At 69.0% G+C, this 14,498-nt stretch carries 15 protein-coding genes; 11 read left to right on the plus strand and 4 right to left on the minus strand.

Going from position 1 to position 14,498, the window contains the following annotated elements; all coding sequences use genetic code 11:
• Positions 1–769: 769 nt before the first annotated feature.
• The 10 genes from OG357_RS05500 to OG357_RS05545 all read left to right on the plus strand — a co-directional run bounded on the left by OG357_RS05500 (position 770) and on the right by OG357_RS05545 (position 9,626).
• Positions 770–1,645 (plus strand): helix-turn-helix domain-containing protein, encoded by an 876-nt coding sequence (locus tag OG357_RS05500; protein ID WP_329620057.1) that lies wholly within the window; start codon positions 770–772, stop codon positions 1,643–1,645.
• Positions 1,646–1,651: 6 nt separating this feature from the next.
• Positions 1,652–2,344 carry a zinc finger domain-containing protein gene (locus tag OG357_RS05505; protein WP_329620058.1) on the plus strand — a complete coding sequence of 231 codons (693 nt, stop codon included), beginning with the start codon at positions 1,652–1,654 and terminating at the stop codon, positions 2,342–2,344.
• 197 nt (positions 2,345–2,541) lie between these two features.
• The gene (locus OG357_RS05510; RefSeq protein ID WP_329620059.1) at positions 2,542–3,168 is read left to right on the plus strand and encodes a WhiB family transcriptional regulator; all 627 of its coding nucleotides are present in this window, start codon (positions 2,542–2,544) and stop codon (positions 3,166–3,168) included.
• Positions 3,165–4,598 (plus strand): hypothetical protein, encoded by a 1,434-nt coding sequence (locus tag OG357_RS05515; RefSeq protein WP_329620060.1) that lies wholly within the window; start codon positions 3,165–3,167, stop codon positions 4,596–4,598. The genes OG357_RS05510 and OG357_RS05515 overlap by 4 nt, the downstream gene beginning before the upstream one ends.
• The gene (locus OG357_RS05520; protein WP_329620061.1) at positions 4,595–4,786 is read left to right on the plus strand and encodes a hypothetical protein; all 192 of its coding nucleotides are present in this window, start codon (positions 4,595–4,597) and stop codon (positions 4,784–4,786) included. Before OG357_RS05515 ends, OG357_RS05520 begins: the two co-directional genes overlap by 4 nt.
• 317 nt (positions 4,787–5,103) lie before the next feature.
• Positions 5,104–5,745, plus strand: a complete 642-nt coding sequence (locus OG357_RS38800; protein WP_435866975.1) for a plasmid mobilization protein — start codon at positions 5,104–5,106, stop codon at positions 5,743–5,745.
• Positions 5,746–5,760: 15 nt separating this feature from the next.
• Positions 5,761–7,485 (plus strand): relaxase/mobilization nuclease domain-containing protein, encoded by a 1,725-nt coding sequence (locus OG357_RS05530; protein ID WP_329620063.1) that lies wholly within the window; start codon positions 5,761–5,763, stop codon positions 7,483–7,485.
• 83 nt (positions 7,486–7,568) lie between these two features.
• Positions 7,569–8,024, plus strand: coding sequence for a hypothetical protein (locus OG357_RS05535; protein ID WP_443066631.1), 456 nt, complete (start codon positions 7,569–7,571; stop codon positions 8,022–8,024).
• A gap of 385 nt (positions 8,025–8,409) precedes the next feature.
• The gene (locus tag OG357_RS05540) at positions 8,410–8,811 is read left to right on the plus strand and encodes a hypothetical protein (RefSeq protein WP_329620064.1); all 402 of its coding nucleotides are present in this window, start codon (positions 8,410–8,412) and stop codon (positions 8,809–8,811) included.
• Between the two features lie 152 nt (positions 8,812–8,963).
• Positions 8,964–9,626: a hypothetical protein gene (locus OG357_RS05545; protein WP_329620065.1), complete on the plus strand. Its 663-nt coding sequence runs from the start codon at positions 8,964–8,966 to the stop codon at positions 9,624–9,626.
• Positions 9,627–9,758: 132 nt separating this feature from the next.
• On the opposite strand, the gene OG357_RS05550 is transcribed toward OG357_RS05545, so the two are convergent.
• The 3 genes from OG357_RS05550 to OG357_RS05560 form a co-directional block, all read right to left on the minus strand.
• The gene (locus tag OG357_RS05550; protein WP_329620066.1) at positions 9,759–10,580 is read right to left on the minus strand and encodes a DUF317 domain-containing protein; all 822 of its coding nucleotides are present in this window, start codon (positions 10,578–10,580) and stop codon (positions 9,759–9,761) included.
• Between the two features lie 15 nt (positions 10,581–10,595).
• Positions 10,596–10,880 (minus strand): hypothetical protein, encoded by a 285-nt coding sequence (locus tag OG357_RS05555; protein WP_443066632.1) that lies wholly within the window; start codon positions 10,878–10,880, stop codon positions 10,596–10,598.
• Between the two features lie 102 nt (positions 10,881–10,982).
• Positions 10,983–11,336, minus strand: a complete 354-nt coding sequence (locus tag OG357_RS05560; protein ID WP_329620068.1) for a DUF317 domain-containing protein — start codon at positions 11,334–11,336, stop codon at positions 10,983–10,985.
• 325 nt (positions 11,337–11,661) lie between these two features.
• On the opposite strand from OG357_RS05560, the gene OG357_RS05565 reads away from it, so the two are divergent.
• Positions 11,662–12,387 (plus strand): hypothetical protein, encoded by a 726-nt coding sequence (locus OG357_RS05565; protein ID WP_329620069.1) that lies wholly within the window; start codon positions 11,662–11,664, stop codon positions 12,385–12,387.
• Positions 12,388–12,562: 175 nt separating this feature from the next.
• Here OG357_RS05565 and OG357_RS05570 read toward each other — a convergent pair whose 3' ends face one another.
• Complete coding sequence (locus tag OG357_RS05570; RefSeq protein WP_329620070.1) at positions 12,563–14,482, minus strand: pentapeptide repeat-containing protein; 1,920 nt, start codon at positions 14,480–14,482, stop codon at positions 12,563–12,565.
• Positions 14,483–14,498 lie beyond the last annotated feature (16 nt).

The following is a 14,498-nucleotide window of genomic DNA, read 5'->3' on the forward strand; positions in this document are numbered from 1 at the left end:
TGGGACGCACCTGCCCCCTCCCTACCGATTCCTGCCGCCCATCGCCACATCAAACGGGCCATCACATCACCAGCAGAGTCAGCAGAGTTGGGCACGCGAAGGAAAGCGACGGCTCCTCACTTCGCCCGTTCTACGCGCGTCACACCCTTGGGTCCGGCTCGTTGACGGAGGCGCTACGGGAGGGCTTAAATCCTTCTGAACAGCTAGTTCAACAGCTTGTTCGTGACACGTGACACAGAGGTCGGATGAAAATGTGGCACCGGCCACGTGGCTGCCGTTCCATCACTGGCGCAAGCCCACGTCGCGTTGCAGGCCATATATCCCGGCAGGCGCGTTGCGAATAGTAGAGAGTTCTTGAGCCAAGTCTGGATCTTGACGAGGCCCCTGCGTATGTTCGTCGTCCCCGCGGCCACGACACCGGGAGTAATGAGCACGAGGAGCAGCGTGAGAAGCAACCGGACCGTATAGGTCCTCAAACAGCGGCGGCGTCCAGGAGCTGGAACTCCCGGACGCCGGACGCCTCACTGCGCAAACCCGCCCCGGCAAGGGCGGAGATTGCCCGCCATCACCGCGCTGGTCCCTTCCGACGGGGCGCGCCAGCGCGGCAACACTGCAAAGGAGATTCTGGCATGCCCTCTTCCCTGCGCGAAAGGCCCGAGAGACCGGCCCGCGCGGCCGCCTCCTTCCCGCCGGGCTTCATACGGCCTGGATCTCACCGACGCCCGGCCGGCCTGCCGGCATGTTCCCGCCCGTCGCACGGGAGCAGCCGATGAGCGGGGAAGCACGTGAGTGGGTGTGGGAGAGCAGCGAGAGCAAGGGCACCGCGCGTCTGGTCCTCCTCTCGATCAGCGACCGGGTCGCCGACGAGCAATGCGTCGCCTTCGCCTCCGTGGCCAGCCTCGTGAAGCGTACGAACGCCTCGCGGACTGCGGTGCGGGAGGCTCTGGACCGGCTCCTGGCCGGGGACGAGCTGGAGGAGCTCGTCGGCCTCGAAGGCCCGCAGCGGAGCACCGTCTACCGTCTGCCTCTCGCGGCCAAGGCCCTGTCTCAGGGCGAACCCATGGCCGCCTTGCCTGCGGACGAGGCGCACCCGGAGCGGCCCCTCCACCTCTCGACCCTCCGACGGTACGGAATCCGACCCAGGAACGGGACCGATTCCGACCCCTCACCCCGGATCCCGGCACGTACGGATTCCGACCCCTCCCGCCGGAATCCGACCCCCCGACGGGCCGGATTCCGGCCCTCGGAAGGAACGGATTCCGACCCCCAGAACCGTAGTGAACCGAAGGTAAACCGTAGGAACAGCAGTTCCGCTGCCCCCACCACAGCCGGCGAGTGGCAAATCGACCCCGCATCGCACACCTGGGCTCTCCAGGAGGGCCACCTCGCCCGACTCGGCGAGCACGGCCTGCAGGCGGCCGACGAGAAGTGGCGCGCGCACCGAGCCACCTGGTCACGCCGTTCGGCGGATGCCTGGGCCGCCGACTGGCGGGCCTGGATCGCCCGGGAGCGTTCGGGTCGCCCGAACCTCTATGCGCTGCCAGGCAGCGGTGCCGGGCCCGCTCCAGCAGGCCGGATGACGCGAGCGGAGGCCCACACCGCCGCCCTCCTCGCAGCCCTCGAAGAGCCGACCGGAACGGAGTAGCACCCCGTGGACCGACGAGAAGTCGCCGCAGTCCTGGCCTACATCGGCCGACTCGACCCCCGCACCATCCGCACCGAGACCGGCGAGGCCCGCGATCAGATCGCACAGTGGCACGAACTGCTCGCGGACGTGCCCCTGGCCACAGAGCACGGGTGGGACGCCCGCGCCGCGATCAGGGCGCACATCCTCGACTCTCCGTATCCGATCCTCCCAGTCGACGTCGCCCGCAAGTGGCGCTCTCACCGGCGCGACCGCCTCGGCCGGCACACCGACCCGACGCCGGCCACGGATCCGGACAACGTCTCCGCCTGGCGGGCTGAACTCGCAAGCCGCCGACATGCCGTTGCCATCGGCACCGCCGCGCCCTCAACCCACCAGCAGATCACCAGCGGCCGAGTCCAGCCCGACCTGGAGACCCGGCTTCGCGCAATCGGCTCGTGTATCCCACCGGCCGTCCGTACGGAACTGGCCCCTTACCGGCCCGCCCGCGCAGCACGCGAGGCAGCCATCGCCCAAGGCCACCCGGACTACCTCAGTGTCCGGTGCAGCTGGTGCCAGGCCCAGGCGGGCGAGCTCTGCCGGAGTCGGCGAGTCGGCCCCGACGGTGGCGCACGCGGCAACGCCCCGCGCGCCACGCCGCACCCCAGCCGAATCGACCTCGCAACCACGAAGGCCCAGCAGCCGGCCATGGCGGCCTAGCCGCCCGTCGGCAGCACCCTAGGCGCCGAACCAGGTGCCGTACGACGCCCCCGGCGAGGCGATGCCCGCTGCCCCAACCTCCACCCGACCCGGTCGGATCCGGCCTCTCCCTGCGCCGTAGCCGCCCTCTTTACCGCGTCCGGCCACCCTCGGCCCCGCCTCCCGCCGGCCGACGCGAGTGACCTCGGAGACTCACCTTGCGCACCATCACCTCTCACGAAGCACCCACGACCTCCTTGCGCGGTATCGCCGACACCAGCTGGCACCCGCGCGGCGTGTGCCACGGCATGGACCCCTACGACGCCGACGCCACCTTCTTCCCGCTGCCCCGGGACCGCGAGGCCATCGACGAGGCCAAGGCCCTGTGCGCCCAGTGCCCAGTGGTGCGCGACTGCTTCAACTACGCCCTCGAAAACAGCCTCAAGGAAGGCATCTGGGGCGGCCTGACCGAGTCGGAGCGCCGCCCCTGGCACGACGGCCTGCATCAGCGGATCGACTACAGCCGTGTGATCGCCGTCTTCCACGGCCGCGACGTTCACCTCACTGCGGCCGAGCGCCACGTCGTCGTCAATCACGCCTACGCCCGAGGCTGGCGCGCAGACCGCCTTGCCGTGGCCCTGCAGGTCAGCCACCAGCATGCCCGCGACCTACTGACTCAGGCCGCCAACGCCGTTGCCGACCGCGACCGGTACGACGGAGTGCCGAAGTCACGGAAGAAGCGAACGACGCGCAAGCCCGAGAGCAGCTCACCCGCGACGGTCCAGCCAGTGCCCCGGCCGGTCCGCACAGCCTCCCTCACCACCTCGCTCGGAAAGGCCGCATGAGCCCCGACCTGTCCTTCGGCGCCATCCCCGACCTGCCCCTCTTCCTCGCGATCGGCATTCCCGGTGCCGCTGCCCTCGCTCTGGCAGGCTGGGGGATGCGGCGCCGGGGCTCCATGCGCCGGGTCCGACGGTCCGGCAGTCCAGCGGTGAAGGTCGCGGCTGTCGCGGCCCTCGGCTGCACCGCCTACAGCGCGGACACGAGCTGGCGGTTCGCCGCCGACTACCTCGACATGGCCGGGACCGCCGAACGCGCGGGCATGTTCGCCGCCGCCGAACTCGCCCTGTTCGCAACCGCCCTGATGGCCAGGCAGAATCTGGCCACACAGGGAGCGCCCGGCCTGCCGGGCACCCTGGTCTGGGTCATCACCGGAGTCCAGGTGATTCCGGCGTACGCCGAGAGCGGGCCGGTGGGTGGAACCGTCCGGGCCTTCGTCGGCCCGATTATGGCCGCAATGCTCTGGCACCTCGCCATGGGTATCGAGCTGCGCCTACGCACTCCCGGCGCCGCTTCCCACAGTCTCGTCGCCAGCCTGGGACGAGAGGTGCGCGAGCGTCTGCTGTCCCGCCTCGGCATCGCGGCGCGAGACCGCGACGCCGCGAAGATCACCCGTGACCGAGCCACGGCCCGCGCAGTCACCCTCGCCACCCGCCTCGCCGAGCTCACCCCCCAGCGGCAGCAGGGCTGGCAGGGTCGGCGCATCGCACGGCGTCTGTCGAAGGCGATCGGTCGCTCCGCAGTCGGCACCGATCCAGCACAGCGGGCCGAACTCCTCGATCAGCTCGCCGCGCGCCGGCACGCACTCACCCTCGCTACGGTCCCCCTCCCCTCCCCCTGGTCCCCGCCACACCACGGCCAGGGCGCCGGCGTCGAACGGATCGGGGACCGGGAACTGTCCGACACGGAAGCGGGGACCGACCCCCATGGGGACCGGGGACTGACGGACACCGAGCCGGGGACCAACAACCACCGGGACCGGGGACCGACCGACTCCGAGCCGGGGACCGACACGAACGAAGACCGGGGACCGGCCCATACCGGGCCGAGGATGGGCGCCCCCGCGGACCAGGAAGCGACCGACCCCGAGTCGGGGACCGGCCCCGGGGACCGGGGACACGAGATCCCCCGTCGGCGAAAGCCGACCACCAGGGCCAAGTCCTCCGGCAGCGGCGCTGGCCGGACCCGCAGCCGCCCGACCCAGCGCCCGTCACGCGAGCTGGAGGCGGTTGTCGAACAGCTCGTGAAGCAGGTTCAGCCTCACGTCCCCGCCCTGCTGGCACGGGACGGCAACGAGACCCTCACCCGAGTCCAGCTGCGCGAGATCCTCCGCCGCGAGGGCCTCCAGGGCGGCCGGAACGAACGACTCAGCCTCGTCCTCCAGCAACTGCGGAGTGCGGAGAGCAGCGCTACGACAAGGAGCACCAACCGATGAAGACCTGCCACCGCTTCGACGTCATCCGCAGGGGGTACGAGCGGGAGATCGGCTTCCTGAGCGCCCACTCCCAGCGGTACGCCGGCAGGCCATCTGCCAAGTCCAGTGCGCATCACGCACTCTCCGCGAAAACCCGCATGGCCAGAGCCCTGAGCGGCCACGTCGAGCGTTGCCTCGAATGCGGTTGACCCAGCGAAACCGCAGCTCGCAGCCCCATCCCGATCCGGTGGCCCGGCGCCGCGCCGGGCCACCGGCCCACTCCAGAATCACCCATCGACGCACCCCACAGCCGCTCTTCCGCTGCGACGACCGCTGAGGCAAGCGCCTGGGCGGACGTGCTCGTCCGCCGGCAACCTCTGCGCGCCGCAATCCAGGCCCCGACCGGCCAGTGGCTCGTCCAGCACGAGCCCGACGGTCCCGTCCTTGTCCTCGCGGGACCCGCCGACGTAGTCGAGCTGGCCGGCGCGATTAAGCACCGTATCCGCTCCACGAGGCACCGAATCCGATGACGCACCCGTACGAGAACGACCACACCCCGGATCCCGGCCCGCACCACAACTCGGTCTCGAGGCGAGCAAGTTATCCCCTTGGATACTCCGCCTTGAGCGGAGTATCCAAGGGTTCCCCCACCCCTCCGGGGCAGGGGAACGTCCGGCGCCGGGGGTCGCCTGACGAAGAGGCAGCGACCGAGGGCGGATCGCGGCCAGGAGGACAGGAACGGGGCGCAGAGCGTGCCGAGCCCGATCTCGTCCCGCCGACGAAACCCCGTACCCGTCGCCGCAAATACCAGCGCCGCCAGCGTCCCCACGTACGCAACACGCGATTCAGTGACGACGAGCTCGCTCGTGTGACCGCCGGCGCTGCCGCCGCCGGTCTGACCGTCGCCGGCTTCCTCGCCCGTGCCGCCCTCAGCGCCGCTCGCGACCTCGACCGAACTGCCAGCGTGGTCGCCGGAGAGCGAGAGGTCATCGCCGAGGTCTTCGCCGCACGCCGCCACCTCGGCCACGTCGGCAACAACCTGAACCAGCTCACCCGCGCGATCAACGCCGGAGCGCACCCGCCCTCGCTCGACGCGGTCCTCATGGCCACCGAACGGGCCGTCCAGCGGGTCCAGCACGCCACCGACCGGCTCCTCGCCCAGAACTAGGAACACACGACAGGCATGATCCCCAGGATCCAGAAGCGCGGGCAGCGCACCCTCGGCCTCCTGTACTACCTGTACGGGCCGGGCAAGTACGAGGAGCACACCGACCCGCACCTGGTCGCGTCCTGGGACGACAACGCCCCCGACCCTGGGCGCCGCGAGACCGCCACCCTCAAGCAACTCCAGCAGCTACTGGACCAGCCCTTGGAGAACATCGATGCCTCCGAGCGACCGACGAAGCATGTGTGGCATCTGTCCGTCCGCAACGCGGCCGAGGACCGGCTCCTCTCGGACGAGGAGTGGGGTGCCATCGCCCGCCGCATGGTCGCCGTCGCAGGAATCGACGACCCCGAACAGGGCGAGGCGGGATGCCGTTGGGCAGCGGTACGACACGCCGACGACCACATCCACATCGTCGCCACCCTCGTCCGAGAGGACGGCTACAAGCCCGACCTCAACAACGACGCGTCCCGCGTCCAGGCCGCTGCCCGGGCCCTAGAGGTAGAGCTGGGGCTTCGCCGCCTCAACAAGGGCGACGGCACCGCCGCGCAGCTGCCCACCAGCGCCGAACGCCACAAGGCGGAGCGCCAGGGGCGCGATCGCACCGCGCGGGAGGAACTGCGCGAGACCGTGCGCCGAGCGATCGCCGGCGCGACGAGCGAGGCCGAGTTCTTCGACCGGCTGGCTTCCGCCGGCCTGCTGATCCGCAAGCGGGTCGCCCCGTCCGGGGACCTGCTCGGGTATAAAGTCGCGCTCCCCGACGACCGCAACGCCCAAGACGAGCCGGTGTTCTACCCCGGTGCTCGGCTCGCTCCGGACCTGTCCCTTCCCCGCGTCCGCGAGCGCTGGGCCGCCGGTCCTCTCGACCCCGAGCCCGCGAACGCGGAGCCGTCGACGCGTCCGGTGGCAAGCAGTCCGGCGTCGGCGCGCCGGCAAACAGCCTCGGCCGCCTGGCAGGCAGTGCTCATCGTTGAGAGCGGAGACGACAGGGTCGTCGCCGCCCACATCGCGGCGGCCGGCGAGGTACTCGATGCGCTCGCCAAGACCTCCGCCGCACACACCCGCAGCGAACTGCGTGAAGCGGCCTTCGTGTTCGAGCGCGCCTCCCGCTCGCACGTCCGGGCCGAACGCGGGCGCGACCGCGCCCTGCGGCAGGCCGCCCGCGAGCTCGTCCACAGCGGCCCTGCCCTCGGTCGCGGGGAAGACGGTGCGACCACGGCGATGGCCATCGACATGCTGTTCTTCCTGATCACCGCCGCCGCTCACTGGCACGCGAGGAAGAACCACGCCCAACAGGCCGCCGCCGCACATCAGGCCGCCGTGCACCTGCGAGCCGCGTACGAGGCGGCCGCCACCCAGCCCCTCGGCGCGCTCTACAAACGCGGTCGGCATCTCGCCCGTACCGTGCAACAGCGGCAGACGGCGTTGCTGCGCGAGGCGCTGCCACAACTGGCCGAGCAGATCCTCGCCGAGCCCGGCTGGTACGCGCTCGCGGCCACGCTCAGCGACGCCGAGGCCGCGGGCCACGACCCCGCCTCCTTGCTCGCCGAGGCCGCCGGGCGGCGGGAGCTGACGAGCGCGGATTCGGTCAGCGACGTGCTCGTGTGGCGGCTTCGCCGCTCCGCGGACCTGCCCGCCGACACCACCGACCAGGTGCCCGCCGGTCGTGCTGAGGGGACGTTGACGCACCGTACGAAGGGATCGGAGCGCGGCCTGTCGGGAGCTCCGCGCCGCAAGAAATGACTATCGGCTCTGTGAATAGAACCTGGTCAGGGGCTTGTGGCACGGTCATGATGCATGCACGACGAGACGAGGGAGAACCACGGGTGTTTCACCGGATACGCCGGCGCCGCACGGACCAGGTGATCATTGCGATACAGCAGCAGGCGGGAATCACGGCGTGGCTGGCCGTCCAGGTGCCGCCCGTCGACTCCTGCCAGCCGACTGCAGCCGACATGGGGCCGGCCACCGGCCCGACGGCCACGGCGGACGACTTTCTGCCACCAGATCTCCGAGTGCCCAGCCACGACCAGCTCGAGGGCCGCATGATGCCCCGGCCTCAACCCCTCGTCATCGAGGATGAGGTCGTCGTCTGCGCAGAGTGCGGGGAGTACCGGGACTGGCTCATCCTCTCCACTCGCGCCGAGATCTGGCTGCGCTGCCGTGCCGGACACCAGCAAGTCGAGCCTCGCCTCGACACCGCCTGGTACAACCGCGCCGCCGGCCCTGCGGACGCGACGCACGCTTCGTTCGAGGACTGCCTGCGGCACCTCGGCCACTGACCCCTCCCCCTGCGACCCCATCGGGCCCACTGGCCCGCACTGTCCGACCTGTCACCGACAACACCGGGGTCCCCATGCGCGTTCGCGCCGTCTCCATCCTCGGCCTCACGGCCGTCACGGCCCTCTCCGTACCCGCCTGCTCCACCCCCTCCCACAGCTCCACGGGGCCCACCCCACCCTCTGCTCCACGGCGTCTCCCTCCGCACCCGTCGCTCCCACCAGTGCGCGGGCCGACAACGAGACACTTCTGTCCTCGGCGGCGCTGGAGCCGCTCCTGCTCGACGAAGACGACCTCGGCAGCGACTACACCCGCAAGAACGAACGGCCCAGCCGCTACGACGACGTCACCGTCCTGGGCTGCCCGGCCCTCGACGAACTCGGCGGCATGGCTGCCACCGGCGGCTCGCTCGCCCTCCCCCACAAGGCGAAGGCGTCCTTCACCTACGCCGGCGGCGGTTCGGAAGTGTTCGAGGAGCTGTACAGCGACTCTGCCGACAAGCTGTCGGACCGCATCGGCCGGATCTTCGACGCCATGACCGGCTGCCCCGAGTACCAGCTCCTCACCGGCAGCACCGCCATCGACATCACGACGCAAAAAACAGCAGCCCCCCAGCTCGGCGACGAGCAGTGGAGCCAGCTCCTGACCTTCTCCGTCGGCGGACGGACCACGGTCGTCAAGCAGACCGCGGTCCGCACCGGGGCCGTGCTGCTGATCATCTCCGGCTCGCCAGCCCTCGTCGACCGGCACCTCGGGAAGGCGCACGCCAAGATGAGCGCGCCGCGCTGACTTCTGTTTTTCGTTCATCAGTGCCCCGGCAAGACGTGCTGCGGGTACCGATGAGCCCGCTATTGGACGGCGTCCTGACTCAAGGGGCGGGCGCGTGAATGGGATTGAGTATGGTCGCAGCCCCGACTCGTCTGCTGTGAGGTCTGCTCTGCATGGATGCCACTGACGGCTACCCCAGTTACCCAGTCACCGTCCGGATGAACGGAACAGTCCTCTCAGGCCACACTAACGTTCCAATTCCCGAGGACCGCTGCTGCTTCGCCTCGTATCTTGGCTTCTCATCGGAGGAGTCCGTGGAGAGTACGGCGATACACGAGGCGGGGCATGCGGTCGCCGGGTTCCTCGTGGGAGTGCCGGCTGTGCCCGTCGAGGTCGTCGTCGACCCCCCGTGTCCCGAGTGTGGTGCCTTCCGTGCACACGGCCGCAACGCGAGCGTTCCCCTGAACATAGCGTCAGCCTCGGACACGCTGATGGTTCTGGCTGCCGGGGTACAAGCAGAACTCCTCTGGAACACGTCGAAGGGAGAACTAACTCCAGAGAGACGTTGGGCAATCGAAGTAGGCGGGTTCGGCGACCAGGAGCTTGCCCAGCAGGTGGCCGAGGCCACCGCGACCGTGCCAGGCAGCGGATGGAGTGCACTCGACTACGGACCGCCCGGCCCAGGGTTGCCGCCGTGGAACTGGGCGTACCAACAGCAGCGGGCACTGGTCGCGCTGACCGTTGCCTGGCCCCGCGTCTCGGCGATAGCCGAGCACCTGACACGCGAGAACCTGATGACGGCGGAGGCCGTCACCGACCTGTTGACCTCGCAATGACTCCCAACGGGCTTGGACGGCGCGAGGCCCGGCGCACCACGAAGCCCGGCATCTGAATCAGGGGCCGTGCTTCGTGGAACGCGTACGGGTAGCTCGCCTCCCCATCGAGAGCTGAGGGGCAGGCATCGGTGTTCAGCTGGCAGGGGCGCGAAGGAGCCTGTCCTGGGTGCTTGCGGGCAGCACTCCACGTAGGACCGGGGCACTGGAGCTGAGCGAGGCGGCGAAGCGCGCGACGAGGTCGTGCGGCACGCTGGCGCTGAAGGAGGCGGCCCACAGGTAGGACTCCCCTGGAGCGGGTTCCGCCCACGCCTGCCATCCGACCGGACCCACGACGTCGGCCCCAGCAGTGAGAGCGCGCGGGTCGGCATCCTGAATGAGGGGCGGAACCTCGCCGAGGCTGAGGTGCGAGGTGAAGGTGGGGTCCGTCGCCCCTGCGTCGGGCTGGTCGATGTCGCGGAGCCAGCCATGCGCCGTGGCGGCGTCGAGGACCGAGTCGGGCCCGGCGAAGGCGGTGGCGGTCTCCTCACGGGCGTCGAGCGCGACGAGGAAGTCTGTCAGGACTTCACCCGGGACGTCGGTCGTGAAGTAGGCCGACCACTGCGCGAGCGGACTGTCGGTGTCCACGCGGGCGGACACCTGCCAGGCGACCGGAAGCTCGCCCAGGTGGAACGGCTCGTCCGTCAGGGCCCATTGCGCCCATCGGAGAGTGTCGGGGCTGATGTGAAGGACGGTGCTGCGCAGGACCTGCCGGTCTTCCGGTGTCTCGTCCGGCTCCTGGCGTCCGCGGACGATCGCGAGACTCGTCCAGGCGAGGCCGGCGAGCGTGTCCGCGACGGCGTCGTAGAGACGTCCGTCGTCACCGGCCAGGTGGCGGGGGCCGACCCAGTAATGGGACTGGTCGCTGCTCGGGGTGGATGGTTCGAGCGGGGAGTTGTGGTTCAGGTGCGCCTCCAAGAGCTGTGCACGGGGCTACTGCCCGCCGATCGGGCAAGCAGATCGGCGGGGGCGGCGCGGGGGCGCCAGCACGGGCGCCTGCCACGTGAGGGCGACGGCCGCCTTGGGCGGAAGAGGACCAAGCTGGCTGTCCTCGTCCCACCCCTCAGCCAGGTAGACGACGGGCTTCTGCTTCTCGTCCAGGGCTTCGACGATCTGCGCTGCCCGGTGGGCCATGGGGAAGAACGGGTTCATCGCCAACCGCAAAGGCGTGCTGCGATCACACGCGGAGAGGCGATCGATGAGGTCGCCGACGGTCATCTCCGGTCGCTCCAATTGGGGGAAGCCTCCTTGAGTTCACGGGTGTCTTTGGGCAGGTGGACTCTCGAACCGCCTGATGTACAGGGGACTCGAGGCTCGCCCTCACAGGGGCCGGGAGGTCTCCAGCACACGGGCCACGGCGGCGGCCACAACGGCGGCCGGCGTCTGAGTGTCGAAGGCAATGTTGTAGCCGGGCACCGTCGCGGTACCGGTGACGGCGATCTTCCAACCCTCACCGTCGGTACCGGGGCGACCGAGCGGATACCAGCCGAGGTAGAAGCGTCCGTCCTTGGAGCTGACGTGCACATCGGCCCGGTCGTCCACAACCACGTGAAAGTCATTGGCGGAGAATTGGTCCATCACGAGCGTGGGCTGGCCCGGACCAAGCTGCCATTCGCGCAGTCGCAGGGCCTGGATAGTGGTGGAGAATCCGGGGCTCACAGGAGCCGCGGTCATGGGCCTTCACCTCACTGACCTGTGGGTTTCGGGGAAGGTCGTCTACGTTGACATGCCCCAAACCCGTTGGCCAGTCTTCCGTGGATCTTTCCTGTCTGCCTCAGGCGAACTGTGTCCTTTGTCATCCTGTAGGGTCTCAAATTTTGCGGAACAATCTCAGCCCCGATGGCACATCGGTGGCACTTATGCCGTCATTGTGAGACTCCTTGGTGTCTTGTCGCATTGAAGCTGTCGGATTCTCACTCGTTCTCATTCGCGGTGTCGTATTCTCGCTGCGGCACTGCTGAACGGCGGCATCCGGACGCATCGTGTCTACGCTTGGGTTGTGGACAACCGCGTACCGATCTGGGTCTGGCACTACTTCTCCTTGGACCACGCCCGCGCCGCGAGCTCTTTCTCCCGCAAGTGCGGCGAACTGGAAGCCCTGGCACCGAGCTCCGGTGACGAAGACACCGCGCCCATCGGTACCAGGTCGGACCACCGCTCCTACGCGACATCTTCCGTGCTCGCGTCCGGAGCCTTCATCGAGGCATGCATCAACGAGTTCATCCTCACGGCCTCAAGAGACGACCTCGCGCACGTCGAAGGCGCCGAAGCCCGGACAGGACTGGAGCTGAACGAACGGCAGCAGATCACGGCCGCTGGCAGGGACCTCTCGAAGGAGTCCAAAACGCTTGAGCGATACCAGAAGGTGCTGCAGTTGCTCGGGCGGGAGCAATTCGACCGTGGCGCCCGTCCCTTCAGCGAAGCAGCTCTGCTCATGAGGCTGCGCAACGAGCTGGTTCACTACAAACCTCAGTGGCGCCCCGAGCACAGCGATGAGCGGCGAAGTACTGACCAGCACAACTTGGTGGTTGGGCTCATGGAGCGGAAGTTCACGCCGAACCCCTTCTACGCCGACTCCATGAACCCCTACTTCCCGGAAAAGTGCCTCGGCCACGGCTGCACCAGCTGGGCATGGAACAGCGCTCTGAAGTTCGCCGACTGCTTCTTCAGCCGCGCAGGAACCACCTGGATGTACGAGAACGCCCGATACACTCTGCAGCCCTGAGTGCCCGATTCTGCGAAAGCCAGGTCGACTGAGAACACCGCCCCCCCCCAGCAATTGCAAACGACCTGACACCCCAGCAGGTCAAGGGCTCGCCATCTGACAGACGCGACGTGACAGGACACCTGGTCGGAGCTGCGCCCCTTCGGGTGATGACGGACCGGGGCCCGGTGGGGGGTCAGCGTTTAATGCGTCCTCGTACGGCAAGGACGGCAAGGGCCAGGAGAGTGGGTTCCAAGAGGCGGGAGGTCATCTCGATGTAGGTGCCGGCAGTGGTGAGGTTCTGCCCCGTGGATCGGAACACCACCGAATTGACGGCGACGCGGGCCGCCTTCTCTGCGCGCTTCCAGGTCATGCGTTGATGCCAGTCGCCGGTCAGGGCAGGGTCGGGGGCTTTGGTTTTGAGGGCGATCTTGCCGTGAGTGAGAGTTCCGGTGGTGGCGGGATCGGGATCGTGAGTGGGCAGACCGAAGCCCATGAGGAGCAGCACGGTCAGGGACATGGCGGCAAGCAGCCAGGCGAAGGCGCGGGACGAGCGCAAACCGTAGCCGGAGAGCAGCCAGTAGCCCCACAGCAGGCTGCGTTCGCCGCGCGGGGTGCCGGTGCGGTCGTGGCGGCGCATCTCCATTTCGCCGTAGTAGAAGTCCGCGGCGCCCGGCTCGTTTTTGCCGTCCTCGAACGCCTTGCGCAATTGCCGGTAGACCGCAGCCACGTCTTCCGGGTCGGGGGTGAGGTCGGGGTCGGGGTGGTGTGGCCCGGTACGCCATAGACGGGGTGAAGGCGTGTGGTCCGGGGCCAGGGCGGGCTGGCCAGCGGTCTGGGCTCGCCAGTGGTGTTCCTCGGCCAGGGTGCGCCGGCGGGTCCACCTGTATGGCCACATGCGGCGGCGGTGGGGGCCGGTTGGGGTGGGGGCGAAGGCGCAGCGGCCTTCCAGCCGGAGCTGGTCGAGGTGGAAGGCACCGGAGAACAGACAGTCGGTCAGGTCCGTATCGGTGAGAACGAGGTGCGCGGCGTCCACGCCTTGCAGCGAGGCTATTCGTACCCGGGACAAGAGGCCATCCAGCAGGCACTCACCCGGCGCGCCTCCGTCGGCGAAGGGAGCAGGGTGTGCGGTGACGGCCACGGGAGAGGACAGGACCGCGTGGCTGAGGTCCACTGTGGCGTAGCGCAGGCGCAGGATCGCCGTCGATTCCCACCGGGTCCGCTGACACTCCAGGCGGCGCGCGGCGATCTCCAGGGTCACCGGGCTGCTGAACACTGCCCCGGACAGCACTACCGTCCCGTCGCATACCAGCGGCCCAAGGTTGGCCGCTCGCTCGAAAGCCGCCTGCTCGAACGAGACGTCGCTCTTGAAGGTCGCCGAGCCGAACCACGTGTTGGCCGCGAAGGTCGCGTCCATGAATAGGGCGTCGCCCTCGAAGGTGGTCGAGCCGAAATTGACGTTGTCCTTGAAGGTCGCCATGAGGAACCCGGCGTCGCCCTCGAAGGTCGCCGACTGGAACCCGGCGTGGCCCTCGAAGGTCGTCAGGCCGAACTCGGCGCGGCCTTTGAAGGTCGCCGACTCGAAGTCCGCTGAGCCGAACCCGGCGCTGCCCACCTCGAAGGTCGCCTGGCCGAACGTGGCGATGTCCTCGAAGGTCGTCAGACCGAACTCGGCGCGGCCCTTGAAGGTCGCCGACTCGAAGTTGGCGTCGCCCTTGAAAGTCGCGCGGTCGAACAGGCAATGGTCACCCTTGAAAGTCGCCGAACCGAACGCAGCGCTGCCCTCGAAAAACGTCGAGCCGAACAAGGCACAGTCCTCGAAGGTCGCCGACTCGAACTGGGCATGGCCGAGGCGGGGGTGTCCGGTGCCAGGGTCGCGGAGGGCGTTGAGGAGGGCATTGAGAAGGGGTTCGGTGAAGGGGGTGCCGCGGTGGTCGATGGCGGCGCCGGGGTTCAGGCTGACCAGGTAGGCTGCACGGTCGGTGTCGGCGATGTGGGCGAAGCACGCGGTGAAGCCGGGGACGAGTCTGCCGCGGCAACCGACGGGGTTGGAGGGTTGCTCACCGCAGTGCGGCCAGGACGGCGCCCCGGGCATGGAGGGTGGGGGTGTGCTCATGCGTGTCGGCTCCGTG

It is taken from the genome of Streptomyces sp. NBC_01255, from assembly GCF_036226445.1.
In the GTDB taxonomy this organism is placed as follows: Bacteria; Actinomycetota; Actinomycetes; order Streptomycetales; family Streptomycetaceae; genus Streptomyces.

Excerpts from the sequence above, each read along its gene's own strand:
- OG357_RS05570 (WP_329620070.1), bottom strand. The coding sequence starts at position 14,482 with ATGAGCACACCCCCACCCTCCATGCCCGGGGCGCCGTCCTGGCCGCAC.
- OG357_RS05555 (WP_443066632.1), bottom strand. The coding sequence starts at position 10,880 with ATGACCGTCGGCGACCTCATCGATCGCCTCTCCGCGTGTGATCGCAGC.
- OG357_RS05545 (WP_329620065.1), top strand. The coding sequence starts at position 8,964 with ATGGATGCCACTGACGGCTACCCCAGTTACCCAGTCACCGTCCGGATG.
- OG357_RS38800 (WP_435866975.1), top strand. The coding sequence starts at position 5,104 with ATGACGCACCCGTACGAGAACGACCACACCCCGGATCCCGGCCCGCAC.
- OG357_RS05500 (WP_329620057.1), top strand. The coding sequence starts at position 770 with ATGAGCGGGGAAGCACGTGAGTGGGTGTGGGAGAGCAGCGAGAGCAAG.
- OG357_RS05530 (WP_329620063.1), top strand. The coding sequence starts at position 5,761 with ATGATCCCCAGGATCCAGAAGCGCGGGCAGCGCACCCTCGGCCTCCTG.
- OG357_RS05560 (WP_329620068.1), bottom strand. The coding sequence starts at position 11,336 with ATGACCGCGGCTCCTGTGAGCCCCGGATTCTCCACCACTATCCAGGCC.
- OG357_RS05540 (WP_329620064.1), top strand. The coding sequence starts at position 8,410 with ATGGCTGCCACCGGCGGCTCGCTCGCCCTCCCCCACAAGGCGAAGGCG.
- OG357_RS05520 (WP_329620061.1), top strand. The coding sequence starts at position 4,595 with ATGAAGACCTGCCACCGCTTCGACGTCATCCGCAGGGGGTACGAGCGG.
- OG357_RS05515 (WP_329620060.1), top strand. The coding sequence starts at position 3,165 with ATGAGCCCCGACCTGTCCTTCGGCGCCATCCCCGACCTGCCCCTCTTC.